The 16537-nt window shown below is 38.2% G+C and carries 15 protein-coding genes; 6 read left to right on the top strand and 9 right to left on the bottom strand.

Annotated features, from left to right (window positions below; all coding sequences use genetic code 11):
- Positions 1 to 56: 56 nt before the first annotated feature.
- Both serC and C9J35_RS11145 read left to right on the top strand, forming a co-directional pair.
- Entirely contained in the window at positions 57 to 1145 is a 1089-nt protein-coding gene (gene serC / locus C9J35_RS11150) for a 3-phosphoserine/phosphohydroxythreonine transaminase (protein ID WP_107924570.1), read from the top strand.
- A gap of 438 nt (positions 1146 to 1583) precedes the next feature.
- Positions 1584 to 2000: a hypothetical protein gene (locus tag C9J35_RS11145; protein ID WP_107924569.1), complete on the top strand. Its 417-nt coding sequence runs from the start codon at positions 1584 to 1586 to the stop codon at positions 1998 to 2000.
- 98 nt (positions 2001 to 2098) lie between these two features.
- Here C9J35_RS11145 and C9J35_RS11140 read toward each other — a convergent pair whose 3' ends face one another.
- The 3 genes from C9J35_RS11140 to C9J35_RS11130 are packed head-to-tail and all read right to left on the bottom strand — an operon-like array spanning position 2099 to position 4129.
- The gene (locus tag C9J35_RS11140) at positions 2099 to 2509 is read right to left on the bottom strand and encodes a Fur family transcriptional regulator (protein ID WP_107924568.1); all 411 of its coding nucleotides are present in this window, start codon (positions 2507 to 2509) and stop codon (positions 2099 to 2101) included.
- Positions 2506 to 3369, bottom strand: coding sequence for a metal ABC transporter permease (locus C9J35_RS11135; protein ID WP_054768201.1), 864 nt, complete (start codon positions 3367 to 3369; stop codon positions 2506 to 2508). Before C9J35_RS11135 ends, C9J35_RS11140 begins: the two co-directional genes overlap by 4 nt.
- A 13-nt stretch (positions 3370 to 3382) precedes the next feature.
- Positions 3383 to 4129: a metal ABC transporter ATP-binding protein gene (locus tag C9J35_RS11130; protein ID WP_107924567.1), complete on the bottom strand. Its 747-nt coding sequence runs from the start codon at positions 4127 to 4129 to the stop codon at positions 3383 to 3385.
- 104 nt (positions 4130 to 4233) lie between these two features.
- Between C9J35_RS11130 and C9J35_RS11125 the strand changes: the two genes are divergently transcribed.
- Positions 4234 to 4470 (top strand): endonuclease IV, encoded by a 237-nt coding sequence (locus C9J35_RS11125; RefSeq protein WP_054768200.1) that lies wholly within the window; start codon positions 4234 to 4236, stop codon positions 4468 to 4470.
- A gap of 84 nt (positions 4471 to 4554) precedes the next feature.
- On the opposite strand, the gene C9J35_RS11120 is transcribed toward C9J35_RS11125, so the two are convergent.
- The gene (locus C9J35_RS11120; protein WP_107924566.1) at positions 4555 to 5448 is read right to left on the bottom strand and encodes a deoxyribonuclease IV; all 894 of its coding nucleotides are present in this window, start codon (positions 5446 to 5448) and stop codon (positions 4555 to 4557) included.
- 12 nt (positions 5449 to 5460) lie between these two features.
- Positions 5461 to 6762 carry a DEAD/DEAH box helicase gene (locus tag C9J35_RS11115; RefSeq protein ID WP_107924565.1) on the bottom strand — a complete coding sequence of 434 codons (1302 nt, stop codon included), beginning with the start codon at positions 6760 to 6762 and terminating at the stop codon, positions 5461 to 5463.
- 301 nt (positions 6763 to 7063) lie between these two features.
- Here C9J35_RS11115 and C9J35_RS11110 point away from each other — a divergent pair, with 301 nt between their 5' ends.
- Positions 7064 to 8119 carry a 2,3-butanediol dehydrogenase gene (locus tag C9J35_RS11110; RefSeq protein ID WP_054768205.1) on the top strand — a complete coding sequence of 352 codons (1056 nt, stop codon included), beginning with the start codon at positions 7064 to 7066 and terminating at the stop codon, positions 8117 to 8119.
- A gap of 97 nt (positions 8120 to 8216) precedes the next feature.
- On the opposite strand, the gene kdpC is transcribed toward C9J35_RS11110, so the two are convergent.
- The 4 genes from kdpC to C9J35_RS24855 are packed head-to-tail and all read right to left on the bottom strand — an operon-like array spanning position 8217 to position 12736.
- On the bottom strand, positions 8217 to 8858 hold the full coding sequence (gene kdpC / locus C9J35_RS11105; protein WP_010859878.1) for a potassium-transporting ATPase subunit KdpC: 642 nt from the start codon (positions 8856 to 8858) through the stop codon (positions 8217 to 8219).
- A gap of 12 nt (positions 8859 to 8870) precedes the next feature.
- Positions 8871 to 10934, bottom strand: coding sequence for a potassium-transporting ATPase subunit KdpB (kdpB, locus tag C9J35_RS11100; protein WP_107924564.1), 2064 nt, complete (start codon positions 10932 to 10934; stop codon positions 8871 to 8873).
- Between the two features lie 15 nt (positions 10935 to 10949).
- Positions 10950 to 12644 carry a potassium-transporting ATPase subunit KdpA gene (gene kdpA / locus C9J35_RS11095; RefSeq protein WP_107924563.1) on the bottom strand — a complete coding sequence of 565 codons (1695 nt, stop codon included), beginning with the start codon at positions 12642 to 12644 and terminating at the stop codon, positions 10950 to 10952.
- Between the two features lie 23 nt (positions 12645 to 12667).
- Entirely contained in the window at positions 12668 to 12736 is a 69-nt protein-coding gene (locus C9J35_RS24855; protein ID WP_369122290.1) for a potassium-transporting ATPase subunit F, read from the bottom strand.
- A gap of 279 nt (positions 12737 to 13015) precedes the next feature.
- On the opposite strand from C9J35_RS24855, the gene C9J35_RS11085 reads away from it, so the two are divergent.
- Positions 13016 to 15724, top strand: coding sequence for a DUF4118 domain-containing protein (locus C9J35_RS11085; protein WP_235616276.1), 2709 nt, complete (start codon positions 13016 to 13018; stop codon positions 15722 to 15724).
- The gene (locus tag C9J35_RS11080) at positions 15717 to 16421 is read left to right on the top strand and encodes a response regulator (RefSeq protein WP_054768198.1); all 705 of its coding nucleotides are present in this window, start codon (positions 15717 to 15719) and stop codon (positions 16419 to 16421) included. The genes C9J35_RS11085 and C9J35_RS11080 overlap by 8 nt, the downstream gene beginning before the upstream one ends.
- Positions 16422 to 16537 lie beyond the last annotated feature (116 nt).

Raw genomic sequence — 16537 nt, 5'->3', positions numbered from 1 at the left:
TTAAGTTATAATCCTATAAAGTTCATTTATTAAACAAAAACAAGGAGTGTACCATTTTGACACAACGTGCATACAATTTTAACGCAGGCCCTTCTGCACTACCACAAGAAGTATTAGAAAACGCGCAACAACAATTAGTAAACTTCCGTGAATCAGGGATGTCGATTATGGAGATGAGCCACCGTAGCGCCATTTTTGATGAAGTACATAACGAAGCAATTACACTTTTGAAAAAACTTTATGCCATCCCTGAAAACTATGAAGTACTATTCCTCCAAGGCGGGGCAAGCCTTCAATTCACAATGGTGCCAATGAACTTCTTACAGTCAAATCAAAAAGCTAGCTATGTATTATCAGGTTCTTGGTCTGAAAAAGCCATCAAAGAAGCAAAGTTCTTCGGTACAGCTGTAGAAGCGGCAAGTACCAAAGAGAACAAATACCGCAATATTCCTGCATTAGCTGACATTCAATTCAATGAAGATGATGCTTATGTCCACATCACATCAAACAACACAATTTACGGTACACAATGGCATGACTTCCCTGAAACTGGCCACGTCCCATTAGTAGCAGACATGTCTAGTGACATCTTTTCTAAACCAGTAGATATCAGCAAATTTGGTATTATTTATGCAGGTGCTCAAAAAAATCTTGGACCTTCTGGTGTTACTGTAGTTATTATCCGTAAAGATTTACTTGAAAAAGCAAACAAAGAGATTCCAACAATGCTTAAATATACAACACATGCTGATAGCAACTCTTTATACAACACGCCTCCGACATTTGGTATTTATATGTTAGGTGAAGTGTTGAAATGGGTTGAGTCTAAAGGTGGCGTTAAAGAAATTGCCAAGCACAATGAAGCAAAAGCAAAAGTTATCTACGATGCAATTGACAATAGTAATGGCTTCTATACAGGGCATGCAACACCAGAAAGCCGTTCATTGATGAACATCACTTTCCGTGTTTCTGATGAGGAGCTAGAAAAACAATTCTTAGCTGAAGCAAAAGCAGCTGGTTTCGTGGGACTAAACGGTCACCGTTCTGTAGGGGGCTGTCGTGCATCTACTTATAATGCAGTACCTTTAGAAGCTTGTGAAGCATTACGCGACTTTATGGTAGCATTCCAAAACAAACATCAATAGTATGAAGAATGACGAATGATTTCATTACGATAATCATTCGTCATTTTTTGTTAGTGAACACAACATTCCCTGAACATTCCCGTCTTTTTTCTAAGTAGAATGTTGCATCCCTTAAATCATAAAAATTCCGACAGCTATCTCGCTTTTTGAGCCGTGCGAGAATTTCTGTAGCTATCACTTTGTTTCCAGTACAATAATACAATTGTTGAATGAGGGTAAACTTTACAAGAAAAATAGCGAGGAAAACAAATAAAAATTTTATCGTTTTATAGCATCCTTATCAGCTTGGGGATTCATACAATAGAAAAGTTTTTAAGAAAAATATAGTTTTTTCAATCGTTTATCGGACATATTACCAATCTCCTTTCCTTCAAAAATCATAGATTATTAGTGTAAGGCGCTGCTTTACATTCACTATGGAGAAAGGAGGTCTTGAACATGGAAGATAGACGATATGGAACACATATGAACTGGGATCGTTGCAAATGCCAAAAAATGAGCAGTTGTTGTAAAAAAGAGGAAAAATGTCACTGTAAAAAAGAAGAAAAGTGCCACTGTAAAAAAGAAGAAAAGTGCCACTGTAAAAAAGAAGAAAAATGTCACTCTCATAAAGAAGACAAATGCGCAAACAGATTCGCTAACAATTGTAGAAGTTGTATTTGTGACCAACTAAGAAAATTAGAAGCAGGAACTTTAGTTGATATCTTCTTGTCAGGAGGTGGTAGCTTCCTTGGCTTGACATTTATTAGCTTCAGTCCACAAAATTGTTGCGCTTATTTCCTTGAAGCTGGCACAACAACTTCACCACTAATTATTGACTGTAAAAAAATTGATGCGCTTCGTAGATTATCCTAGTTAGTTGCTGAAAGATCCTCTTCATAAAGAGGGTTTTTCTTTTACAGTTATATTTACAATCCAAAAAACACTGTCAAAGATTACTTTGACAGTGTTTCTTACTTACAATTTGGACATTTTCCGTAAATCTCGAACTTATGGTTTTCAATTTCATAATTAGGAAGTTTTTCTCCAAGCATTTCCATTGGGCAAAGATGAAGCTCTTTGACATTACCACAGTCCATGCAAATAAAATGATGGTGATGATGTTCAGACTCGCATTGCATACGAAAATTATGTTCGCCAGTTAATTCCGTTTCTTCTAATATGCCTAGCTTCACAAACGTTGCCAGATTACGATAAATCGTATCAAAGCTCATGCCTGGAAAATCTTTTTTCAGCACGTCTAATAAATCACGAGCGGTTAAATATTTATCCGTTGCCGCAAACATAGCTAATATCAATTCACGTTTATCGGTTTTTTTATAGCCGTTTTCTTTTAAAATTTCCCACGCTCTTGAAATATTCACAGTGCTGCCTCCCCTTGTTTTGCCGATCGTTTAAATACTAATTTCTTGCCCAAGATTACGAGTAATAATATTAAAATTGACGTGACTACAATTGTCCCACCCGGTGCTAAATCTAAATAAAATGCACTCACTAAACCAATTAATACGGCTGTTTCGCCAAAGATAATCGCATAGATGATTGTTTGTTTAAAGCCTTTTGCTAGTCGCATGGCCGCGGCCACTGGTAACGTCATCAGTGAAGATACAAGTAAAATACCAACGATACGCATGCTAGCAGCAATAACAAGCGCTGTCACAATCATAAACAATAGATGTACCCAACGTGCAGGCAAGCCACTAGCCTTTGCATACTCCTCATCAAAGGACAGCACAAATAGTTCCTTAAAGAATAAAAATAAAAAGACAATGACAACCACAGCTATCCCCACGACTACCCATAAATCCTGACGTGATACGGCTGATACAGAGCCAAATAGGTAACTCATTAAATCCGTACTAAAGCCACTTGCTAGTGAGATGAATATAGCGCTAATTCCAATCCCACCTGACATAATAATCGGAATCGCCAGCTCCTCATAATGCTTATATAACCGTCGTAAACGTTCAATTAACACAGAACCACTTACTGAAGCAAATATACCTAAATAGATTGGATTAAGCATTGCAAACGTAGCAAAAGTTTGACTTACATATAAGCTACCTGCTATCCCAGCCAGTGTAACATGTGATAAGGCATCCGCAATTAATGATAATCTGCGAACTACAATGAATACACCTAGAAGTGGTGCAATGATGCCAATTAAAAGCCCTGAGAAAAAGGCGTTTTGTAAAAATTCATAGTTTAATATTGCTTCAATCATTACGCCTTCTCCTTTAGTGTATCTTTCTCACCGAATGGCCGTACCAAGCATCTAGCGCATCCTGCGAAATCGTATCAAATTCATTTTTGTAGCCATGGAAGTGAATCGTTTGATTTAAACACGCGACATGGCTAATACGGTTTGACACTGTATCAACATCATGTGTGACAAGAATCATCGTAATTCCCTGTTCCCGATTCAATTTCGCCAGCATATCATAAAATGACTGCACATTCTCATGATCGATGCCGACTGTTGGTTCATCTAAAATTAGTAGACTGGGCTCACTCACCAAAGCACGTGCAATAAAGACGCGCTGTTGTTGCCCACCGGATAATTCTCCAATATTACGATTCATAAAATCTTCCATCCCAACTGCTTGTAAAGCTTCTTGCACTTTAGCTTTCGCATCTCGGGGAGGACGTTTAAAAAGCCCTAATTTTTTTGTTAAGCCACTTTTAACAACTTCTTGTACAGTTGCTGGAAAACCAGAATTGAAGGCATTTGATTTTTGTGACACATATCCAATCCATTCGCGGTGCTTAAACGTTGCACTAGCCTCGCCAAACAACTTGATGTCACCAGACATTGGCTTTAATAAACCTAAAATAATTTTTAGTAACGTCGATTTACCTGAACCATTCGGACCAAGTAATGCTAAAAAATCTCCTTCTTCCACTCGAAAAGAAATATTTTTTAATACTTGTGTATAGTCATATTGAAATGACACGTTTTCAATTTCAATTAACGTTTTTTTCATGTTTTCGCTTCTTTCTAATTCAAAATCATTACGATTTACAAATTGTAAGTATAAATGAAAGTTCCGTTTTTGTAAAGAAACACAACTTAAGAGGAGGGTTAGCTTTGAGTATTCAATTTTTACAGCAATTATCACAGAGTAGTGATAAGGAAATTGTGGCGATTGCACGTAGTGAAGGTTTTGAAATTAGTACTTCTGAAGTGAAAAAACTTAGACCTTATTTAGAGCAATTTTCATTTTCTTGGCTCTTTTTAGGTATTCCCAAAGATATACTTGTAGAAGTCGAAGCGGTGTTGGGAAGAAAACGTTCTCGCCAACTTATAGCCCTATTTACCAAGTAATGTGCTGTTGACCCACTAGCCATAATTGACAATAAAATAGCCCGAATCAGTAGATATATCTACTGATTTCGGGCTATTTTTTACTTATCCACGTAATGCATCGATCAGTTCAGGTTTGAATTCTTCACTACGCAACATCTCTATTTCGTATTTATAAGGTGCTGACTTCGATTTTGCATCACTATTTAATGCAACAAAAGGTGTTTCTAAAATTTTTGGTATCGCCATTAACTGTGGATGATGTACAACATATTTTAACGCATCAAAGCCAATATGACCAAAACCAATATTCTCGTGTCGATCTTTACCGGCACCACGAACATTTTTAGAGTCGTTAATGTGAAGCACTTTTATACGATCCACACCAATGATTTTATCGAACTCATTTAACACACCATCAAAATCTTCTACAATATTATAGCCAGCATCATGCGTATGACAAGTATCAAAACATACTGAAAGACGTTCATTATGTGTCACACCATCGATAATTTTTGCTAATTCTTCGAAAGAGCGACCACATTCAGTACCCTTCCCTGCCATTGTTTCTAAAGCAATTTGTACAGGGAAATCCTGTGCTAATACTTCATTCAAGCCTTCAATAATTTTCGCAATTCCTGCGTCTGGCCCTGCGCCTACATGAGCACCAGGATGTAACACAATTTGTGTAGCTTCCAAAGCTGCAGTACGTTCGATTTCAGATTGCAAGAAATCTACACCAAGGCGGAATGTTTCTGGTTTTTCTGTGTTCGCAATATTAATAATATAAGGTGCATGTACGACGATGTTTGTCATCCCATGCTCTTTCATGTGTATTAAACCATTCATAATATTGAGATCAGCGATAGTTTTACGACGTGTATTTTGTGGAGCCCCTGTATAAATCATAAAGGTATTGGCTCCATAAGAAAGTGCTTCTTTACTAGAGCCTAGCAACATTTCTTTCCCACTCATCGAAACATGTGAGCCAAGTAGCATCAGTATACCCCCTTATTTTTTGCCACGTGCTTTTATGCGACGTTCACGTTTTTTAATTTTTTCCATTTCCCACTTCATATTACGCTTGTAGCCAGGTTTTACTTTTTTCGGCTTACGCACTAAAGATTTTGCTTTCGCATCAATTTCATTTTCGTGCTTCACGCGGTTTTTGCGGGCATGACGATCTTTCAGTTCTGTCCATTCCCCATCTTTTACGTCCTTTTGTACGAACGGAATTCCCATTTTTTCCACACGTGCTAATGCATCCTCATCAGATGGCTCGAATAATGTAATGGCAGTTCCTTTATTTCCTGCACGCGCTGTTCGACCAACACGGTGAATAAAGAACTCTAAATCTTCCGGAATTTCATAGTTAATAACATGGGAAATCCCTTGAATATCGATTCCCCGAGCAGCTAGGTCAGTTGCCACGATATATTGATAATCTAAATCACGAATTTGCTTCATCATACGGCTACGTTCACGTGGCGCTAAGTCACCGTGAATTTGTCCACAACGAATACCATTTTCTGTTAAATAGCCCGCGACGTGCTCAGCTGTTTTACGTGTATTCGTAAAGATTACCGCTAAAAATGGGTTGATGCCTTCAATCACATCAAGCAAACGTTTGTTACGTGATTTTGAACGAATTGGGACTAAAACAAAGTCAATACCTTCCGCTACAGGGCGTTTGTCGTTCATATGCACGTGAACTGGTGCTTCCATATATTTTTTCAAGAATGGTTGCAGACGTTCTGGGATTGTTGCTGAGAAGACATACATTTCAAGCTTATCCGGCATTTGGGAAGCAAAGCCATCGATATCTTCGATAAAGCCCATATCAAAAGCTAAGTCTGCTTCATCCACTACTAAAATTGGTGCCGTATGCACAAATAACGCTTGCTCTTTCACAAGATCACGAATACGTCCTGGTGTACCAACAACGATTTGTGGTTGCGTTTTTAACTTATCAATGGAGCGTTGTTTGTCCGTACCCCCAATAAATAATTTCGCTTGAATTTCTGTTCCTTCAATTAGTTGAGTTAATGCATCAAAGATTTGTTGCGCTAATTCACGTGTTGGTGAAGAAATAACAGCTTGTACCTCTTGTTTTGTCACATCGACACGTTGCACTATCGGAATTAAGAAACTATGTGTTTTCCCTGTACCCGTATGTGCTTGGCCAATTGCACTTTTTCCTTTAAGAATAAGTGGAATGATTTCTTTTTGTATTGGCGTTGGTTCTGTGAAGCCAAGTTTTGCTATTGCGTCCTGCAAAAATGGCTGAAAATTATAATCTGTATATTTTGACATATTTCGTACCTCCTAATATCTAACCTATTGTACCATGATTCGCACATTTAGGTATCCTTACGTTCTATAAACACAAGTATTATCATTAATCTCATGTATTTATCCCCGTTTCAACGCAAACCCTTATCAAACTTACTTTAAATATAGCTTTTATGCAATTAAAAAAGTGATATGTGAAAATTGAAAAGCCATGCAGGTAAATTTTTAGTAGTTTTTATGTCAATTTTCACTAACTAATGATTTGTAGAATTACCACATGTTATGATAGAAAATGTAAGATACTAGAGGAGGTTGATTTATGATGAAAGCAGCAAGATGGTATAAAGCAAGAGACATCCGAGTAGAAAACATTGAAGAACCAGTTATTGCGCCTGGAAAAGTGAAAATTAAAGTACATTGGACAGGTATTTGTGGTAGTGATTTACACGAGTACGCAGCCGGGCCAATATTTATTCCAGTTGAACAACCTCACTATGTAAGTAAAGACATTGCGCCAATAGTTATGGGTCATGAGTTTTCTGGTGAAGTTGTAGAAGTTGGCGAAGGTGTTACAAAAGTTAAAACAGGTGATCCTGTTGTGGTTGAACCTATACTTGCATGTGGTGAATGTGCTGCTTGTAAGAAAGGAAAATATAATATTTGTAAACATTTAGGATTCCACGGTCTTTCTGGCGGTGGTGGCGGCTTTTCTGAATACACAATGGTAGACGAACATATGGTACACAAAATGCCAGAAGGTCTTTCATTTGAACAAGGAGCGCTGGTAGAGCCAGCAGCAGTAGCATTACATGCCGTTCGTCAGAGTAAATTAAAAGCAGGAGACAAAGCAGCTGTTTTTGGAACAGGTCCTATTGGGCTACTTGTTATTGAAGCACTTCGCGCAGCAGGAGCATCTGAAATTTACGCAGTAGAACTTTCCGCAGAACGTGGAGCAAAAGCCATGGAATTAGGTGCTACAGCAGTCATCAATCCAAAAGATGAAGATGCAGTAGCTCGATTACATGCGTTAACAGATGGAGGCGTGGATGTTGCATTTGAAGTGACAGGGGTACCTGTAGTATTACAACAAGCCATTGACGCTACTACATTTGAAGGCGAGACGATTATCGTTTCGATTTGGGAATCAGCAGCTTCCATTCTGCCTAACAACATCGTTCTTTCAGAGCGCACTGTAAAAGGCATTATTGCTTATCGTGATATTTTCCCAGCTGTAATGGAGTTAATGACAAAAGGTTATTTCCCTGCGGACAAGCTTGTGACAAAACGTATTGACCTTGATGAAGTTGTCACAGAAGGCTTTGAAGCATTAATGAAAGAAAAAAACCATATTAAAATACTTGTAAATTCACAACAGTAGCAGAGCGAGGCACTCGCTTATCCATATAAAAGCCGGTAGAGAAGTGACATATTTTCTCTACTGGCTTTATTTTTGTGGCTTTTTCTACATTAGCTTACTAGTCATTTTGTGTCATTTTTTTATATAGATCCACGTTTGCCTTAAGAAAGTTTACTTTGTCCTCACCAAATACACCTAAATCACGACTTTCGGTATTAGCCTTGACAATTTCTCCTATCTCCTCTAGCGAAAGTCCGCTTGCTCGAGCAATGCGCTCTATTTGAATTTCAGCTGCCTTCACGCTGATATGTGGATCCAGACCTGACCCAGAGGCTGTTAACAGATCAGCAGGAATATCTTCACGTTTGACAGTCGAATTAGCTTGTAAAAATGCTGTAATATCCAACTCCATTCGTTTTTTTAGCTCAGGGTTGGACGGGGCATAGTTAAAAGTCCCAGAGCTGATACCACTATAGGCTGTTTCGCCATTTTCATTTGGAATGGTATCTTCTTCTGTATAAACATTATAGTTAATAGAAGATACTCGACCCCAAAAGTACTCTGGTGATGTAAAGGCCTGACCTAACTTCTCAGAACCAACTACTTTGCTATCGATTTCTACTAAACTACCATTTGCCTGATGATAAAATAGCCCTTGGGCAATTCCAGTTACGGCAAATGGATAAAACAACCCACATAATACGAACATTGTAAAAGTAATCATCAGCGCTTGTTTCGAGTTTTCAATAAATTTATGCATATAACTGCCCTCCTATAAGCCCAATATGTGTAATAGTGGCCCGATTAATAAATCAATCACCTTTATACCAATAAAGGGAGCAATTATGCCACCTAGTCCATAAATAAGTAAGTTCTTGTTTAATAATTTGGATGCACTCATAGGCTTATACTTTACCCCTTTCACAGCAATAGGGATTAAAAATGGGATAATCACCGCATTAAAAATTAAAGCTGCAATGATTGCACTTGTTGGCGAATTGAGATTCATGATATTTAGTGCATTCATCTCCGGTACCGCTACCATCAACATTGCTGGGATTATGGCAAAGTATTTAGCTACATCATTAGCAATACTAAAAGTAGTCAATGCCCCTCTAGTCATCAGTAATTGCTTGCCTATCTCCACAACTTCGATGATTTTAGTTGGATTGGAGTCTAAATCTACCATATTTGCTGCTTCTTTTGCTGCATTAGTTCCTGAATTCATCGCAAGACCAACATTCGCCTGAGCTAATGCCGGTGCATCATTTGTACCGTCCCCAGTCATGGCTACTACTTTGCCAAGTGCCTGTTCATCCCTTATAACCTTGATCTTGTCTTCCGGCTTACTTTCCGCGATAAAACTATCCACTCCCGCCTCTTTAGCAATAGCAGCCGCCGTGAGTGAGTTATCTCCAGTGCACATGATAGTTTTTATGCCCATTGCTCGAAGCTGATCAAAACGCTCCTTTAAGCCACTCTTTACAACGTCTTTAAGATAGATAACACCTAAGATTTTGTTATTCACTGCCACAACAAGTGGTGTTCCGCCAACAGAAGATACTTGATGAACAAGCTGTTCCAAGTTTGCAGGCATTCTATGACCTGCTTTAATACTTTCTTGTTTGATCGTATCGTAAGCACCTTTACGAAGTATTGTGCCATCCTTCATATTCAGGCCACTCATCCGAGTCTGCGCTGTAAACGGAATATGCTCACTTGATTGAATAACATGCTCTTCCACTTTTGTCTCCACACCTAAATCATAAGCCAATGATACTATCGACTTACCTTCTGGTGTATCATCTGTTAGTGAGCTAAGCCATGCAGCTCGCATCAATTCCCTTTGGTCGACACCTTTCACAGGTAAAAATTCAGATGCCATGCGATTGCCATACGTTATAGTTCCTGTTTTGTCTAATATCAGCGTATCTACATCACCACAAGCTTCCACAGCTCTTCCTGACATAGCAATGACATTAAATTGTGTCACCCGGTCCATTCCTGCAATCCCAATCGCAGACAGCAATCCACCAATCGTTGTCGGTATTAAACACACTGTAAGTGCAATCAACGTAGCAATTGAAATATGCACATTTAAATACGCAGTCATTGGATAAAGTGTAACGACCACTAATAAGAAGATCATCGTTAAACTTACTAAAAGTGTATTCAGGGCAATTTCATTGGGCGTTTTTTTACGACTAGCACCTTCTATGAGCATAATCATTTTATCTAAAAAGGACTCCCCAGGCAGTGAGCTGATTACAATCATTAGCCAATCACTTGTTACAGTAGTTCCCCCAGTTACAGAACAAAAATCACCACCACGCTCTTTCACAACGGGTGCAGATTCTCCTGTGATGGCTGATTCATCAACTGTGGCAATGCCATCAATTACTTCGCCATCATTGGGAATAACTTCACCTGCCTGAACTAACACAATATCTCCTTTTTTAAGTTCGTGAGCCTGTTTCATGATTTCTGAGCCGTCTTCTAAAAGGACACGTGCTTGTGTAACTGTATTTGTCTTTTTTAACGTTTGTACCTGTGCCTTCCCCCTGCCCTCAGCAATAGACTCTGCGAAATTAGCAAAAAGAATCGTAATGAAGAGAATAATCGCGACAATGGCATTATAAAGCCGATCATGTTCTCCTTCCCCGCTTCCTAGAAGGCTAGGGAAAATCGTTAACAATAGAACAAATAAAAAACCAATCTCGACTACGAACATAACAGGATTTTTGATCATATATACTGGATTAAATTTTTTAAATGACTCTATCATAGAGCTTTTCAGCATATCACTCGTAATAAAACTTTTTCTTGCCGTTTCCATAAGTGACTCTCCTCATCAAGAATATATTTGTAAATGTTCTGTAATTGGGCCAAGTGCCAATGCAGGTAAAAATGTTAAAGCGCCAATCATCAGTACAATGGCAACAAGTAAGATTGTAAAGGTCGTATTGTCGGTTTTCAATGTGCCCACCGAATCACCATGCCACATTTTTTTAGCCAAAAGTGATGCAATAGCTAGTTGAATAATAATCGTTAGATAGCGCCCAAAGAACATCGCTAGACCTGTCGTAACATTCCAAAAGGTCGTATTATCAGCTAACCCTTCAAAGCCCGAGCCATTATTGGCAGAAGCTGAAGCAAATTCATATAGTACTTGAGATAATCCATGTGCCCCCGGATTCGTTATGCCTGCCACGCCAGTTGTAGTGGCAACTGCCAGTGCTGAAAATAACAAAATAATGGCAGGATGTATTAAAATACAAAGTGCTATTAACTTCATTTCCTTTTCCTCAATTTTCTTCCCTAAAAACTGAGGTGTTCGACCAATCATTAGGCAGGCAATGAAAATCGTCAATATCACATACATCATCATGTTCATCAGCCCGACTCCTTTGCCTCCAAATACTACGTTTAACATCATGTTAAACATCGGCACAAGTCCACCAATTGGCGTTAACGTGTCATGCATATTATTAACAGACCCTGTTGTAAAAGCAGTTGTTACCGTTGTGAATAACGCAGATTGCGCGATACCAAAGCGCATCTCTTTCCCTTCCATACTGCCAAGTTCCTGTGAAATGCCAAGCTCACTAATGATTGGATTACCCGTGCGCTCGGCTACATAGACAGTAACTAGCCCCATAAGGAACAGCATACTCATGGCAACAAAAATAGATAGCCCTTGCTTGCCAAATATTGTTTTCCTTTTTCTATAAGCAACCATCAAGCTAAAAGCTACAACACAAGCCCCAGGCAACAACATCATAGAAAGCATTTCAATTATGTTAGAAATAACCGTAGGGTTTTCAAAAGGCGTTGTCGAATTAGCACCATTAAAACCACCACCATTTGTACCTACGTGTTTAATAGATTCAAGCGATGCCACAGGCCCTAGCGCAATATCCTGAAACTTTCCTTCAATCGTTTCCACAGTCTTGTTCGAACTTAAAGTTTGAGGCGAGCCTTGCGATACTAAAATGATTGCAACTAGCATTGAAATTGGCATTAGTACACGTGTAATGACACGTACAAAATCTATAAAAAAATTACCTAATGTATCAGTTTTAGCTACTAAACGACGACAGAATGCCATGCAGGCTGCATAGCCAGTAGCAGCAGACGTAAACATCATAAATATAATCACCAGCATCTGAGACAAATAACTAAGTCCTGATTCACCACTATAGTGCTGAAGGTTGGTATTAGTCATAAATGAAATGATTGTATTAAAGGAAAGTGTAGCTTCCATATTGTCAATATCATTTGGGTTTAATAACAAAACCGATTGAATCCGTAATAGAATATAGCCAATAAACACCATAAAAGCATTTGACAGTATTAATGTCAGCACATATTGTTTTCCTGTCATATCGACTTGCTTAATACCACATATTTTATAAATAGCACCATCGACTTTATCCAATACTGGATCAAGCCATGTTTTTTGTTGCATCGTTACTCGAAAAAGATAATGGCCCGCTAATATGACAAGCGGTAAATAAATGATTAAAACAATGGCAATTTGCCACATACCCTACCCCTCCTAAAAGCCTATTAATAGTTTTCTGGATACAATAATGCATGCCCCAGATAACCAAAAAGCAATACAATCGTAATTCCCATGACTATCCACATACTGATTCCTCCTTTATTTTTCATTGACTAGCTTATAGCACCAAGCCGTTAACGCATAAAGACTGGCAAAACAAATAATCAGCAAGCCAATCATTAAAAGATCCATCAATCGAAACTCACCCTTCCTGCTATTTGATGTTTTCATCATACTGACTTTCAAATTAATGTAGTGTTAGGAAATAGCCTCTTGGTATTAAGAAATCATAAAGGTGAAATCTTTATACTTTCTTAATGGAAGTTAGCGCTATAATACAAATGAGGTGAAGGATGATGGAAGATGTACGCCCCTCTCCAGAGACGTTTTTAGCGAAGATACGTGAGGAAGACACCACTGCTGGTAAACTAAAGATATTTCTTGGATATGCCGCTGGCGTAGGAAAAACTTATGCTATGCTTGACGCTGCACATCAAGCAAAGCAATTAGGAAAAGACGTGGTGATTGGCTATGTGGAGCCACATCCTCGTCCTGAAACATTAGCTTTAATGGAAGGGCTTGAACAAATACCAACCAGAAAAATCAATTACAAAGGGAAAATCTTTCAAGAATTAGATATCGATGCGGTACTTAAACGTAAACCAGAGATTATCTTAATCGATGAGCTAGCCCATACAAATGTTCCGACTATGCGCCATTTAAAGCGTTTTGGGGATGTAGAAGAATTACTTGCAAAAGGTATTCATGTTTATACAACTGTCAACATTCAACATATTGAAAGTCTTCAGGATATAGTTGAAGAAATTACAGGCGTAAGAGTGCGAGAACGTATACCTGATTACTTAATTGATCACGCAGCACTAATAAAAATTGTAGATATAGAACCAGATGAGTTAATCCAACGTCTAATAGATGGAAAAATTTATCATATCCAACAAGCAAAAAAAGCTATGGAGTCTTTTTTCCGTAAAGAAAATTTAATAGCTCTTCGAGAAATTGCTCTTCGAAGAACAGCTGATACCATCAATTACAAACAAGTAATGGATAACCCTTCTTTTAAACAATGTACACACATAGAAGAGCATATTTTAGTTGGTATTAGTAGCTCTCCTACCAATGCCAAAGTGATTAGAACTGCTGCCAGACTCGCACAAGCCTTACATGGTAAATTTACTGCACTTTACGTCCAAAAGGGAAAAGATGACAAGCGGAACGAAGCGAATACCGAACGATTACAACAGCATATCAAGCTAACTGAACAACTTGGTGGGCATGTCGTGATTGTTCAGGAAGACGACGTAGCAGTAGCCCTTGCCAACTATGCACAAATTAGTGGCGTAACAAAATTAGTAATAGGCAGAACTGCTGTGAAAAGGAAATGGTGGCAACCTAATGCTAAAATCAGCGATCGGCTCAATGAGTACGTACCAAACTTAGCCATCCATATTGTACCTGACCATGACAACGAACCAATTTACCTTCCAGAAGTAAGAAATCAACTGACATTTGAATGGTTGGACTTGCTGAAAATGTTTGTAGTATTCAGTTTGGTTTCGCTATTAAGTCTCTATTTCTTCACGATAGGGGTCAGTGATTCAAATATTATCACCATCTACATTTTAGGTGTGTTAATTCTTGCCATCTGGTCGTCTGGATGGATGATAAGCATTATTAGTTCAGTGATAGCAGTGCTCCTTTTTAATTTCTTTTTTACGGAGCCTCGATTTTCATTTGAAGCTTACCATCGCGATTACCCTATGACTTTTTTAATTATGTTCATTTCAGGAGTCATCACAAGTAGTTTAACGAAAAAGATAAAGAAACAAGCTTCAATTGCAGTTCGAAAATCTTATCGTATGGAAGTACTCCTTGAAACAAATCGAAAGTTACAGCATGCCAAATCAATGGACGATATTATTTACGAGGGTATGTCACAAATTGTTAAATTAGTGGAAAAACCCGTTCAATTTTATGAAATAGAACATAATTTGATAGTCAAATCGATTTTTTATAGAACGGAAAGTATGACAAACAATGAGAATAATGAAATCGCGGCTCTCTTTGAAAATACCAATGAACGAGGTGTCGTAAATTGGGTAGTTAATAATCAGCATGTAGCTGGCGTGACGACAGACATTTTCCCAGAGGTCAATGCTTACTATTTGCCGATTGTTTCTAGTGGTAGTGTAAGAGGGGTAGTTGGTGTAGCTCTTTCAAAAAATTCACCATTACCTGCATTTGAACGCAATATTCTACATGCCATTATGAATGATTTTTCATTTGCTCTAGATAAATGGTATTTACAAAAATTAAATGCAGAAGTTGCAAAAGAAGCGGAACTAGAACAAATGAGAGCCAACCTTTTACGAGCTGTATCCCATGATTTACGAACGCCATTGACGACGATTTCTGGCAACGCAGATATCTTGATGACCAATACAGCTGACATTTCAGAAACTGAAAAGCTTCGATTATATGAAGATATTTATAAAAATTCGAAATGGCTTGTACAAATGGTCGAGAATTTACTGGCCGTTTCTAAGTTAGATGATGGGCAGTTTGCTATAGAGATGCAACTAGAGCTTGTAGAGGATATTATTCAAGAAGCATTTTCACATGTTATTCCCATTAACAACACACATAAAATAGCCTACCATGTCGAGCCAGAATTATTATTGGCAGTGATGGATGCACGCCTTATTATTCAAGTAATCATTAATATCATGGATAATGCGTTGACCTATACACCATCGGATAGTCACATAACCTTCATTGCAAAGGAAGTTGGAGAATCCGTACACTTTAGTATCATGGATAATGGACCAGGTATTGATGACGCTTTAAAAGAGACATTGTTCGAGCCATTTGTAACAGGTAAGGTACAACGAAGTGATAGTCGAAGAGGTCTGGGGTTAGGTTTAGCTTTGTGCCAGACTATATTACGATTACATGGAAGTGAATTAACGGTTTCAGACAATAAACCACAGGGGACGATTTTTAATTTTCCACTTAAAAAAGGAGTAATGAATATCCATGAATAAACGAATTTTAGTAGTGGAAGATGATGTGGCGATTGGTAATTTAATAAAAATGACATTAACAACACAGCATTATGCATTCGACATTGAACGTGATGGTACAAGTGCCGTGCAAAAAGTGCTGTCAATGAAGCCGGATGTCATTATTCTTGATTTGGGTTTACCAGATATGGATGGTGTAGATTTTATTCATAAAGTGAGAAGTTGGACACAAACGCCTATCATCGTGGTTAGTGCTCGAAGTGAAGAACAGGATAAAATTAATGCGCTCGATGCTGGAGCCGATGACTATGTAACGAAGCCATTTAGTGTGGAGGAGTTACTAGCACGTATTCGAGTAGCCTTACGGAGAACTGCAAGCGAGCATCATTTAGGTAGTGAGCAGTCCGTATTTGTGAACGGACATTTAAAAATTCATTATTTAGCAAACACCGTGTTAGTGCATGGTGAAGAAGTGCATTTGACACCCATCGAATATAAGCTATTGGTCGTATTGTCAAAGCATGTTGGCAAAGTGCTAACACATAATTTTCTATTGAAGGAAATTTGGCAAAATGTTCTTCAGTCAGACGTTCCAAGCCTACGCGTGTTTATGGCGACACTACGCAAGAAAATAGAAGATAATCCATCTCACCCACAGTATATCCAAACACACGTACGTGTTGGATACAGGATGCTACGTATTAGTGACGACGGCTAATGTTTCAAAAATTTAATGAAGAGCGGATTTCAAAAAAAGACAATACACTTTCACGAAAAATAGTAGCAGGAGTAAAAACTTCTCCTACTACTTTTTATTTTTGTTTATTTTAATAA

It is taken from the genome of Lysinibacillus parviboronicapiens, from assembly GCF_003049575.1.
Lineage (GTDB): Bacteria > Bacillota > Bacilli > Bacillales_A > Planococcaceae > Lysinibacillus > Lysinibacillus parviboronicapiens.
This window is presented reverse-complemented; position numbering and strand designations above follow the sequence as displayed.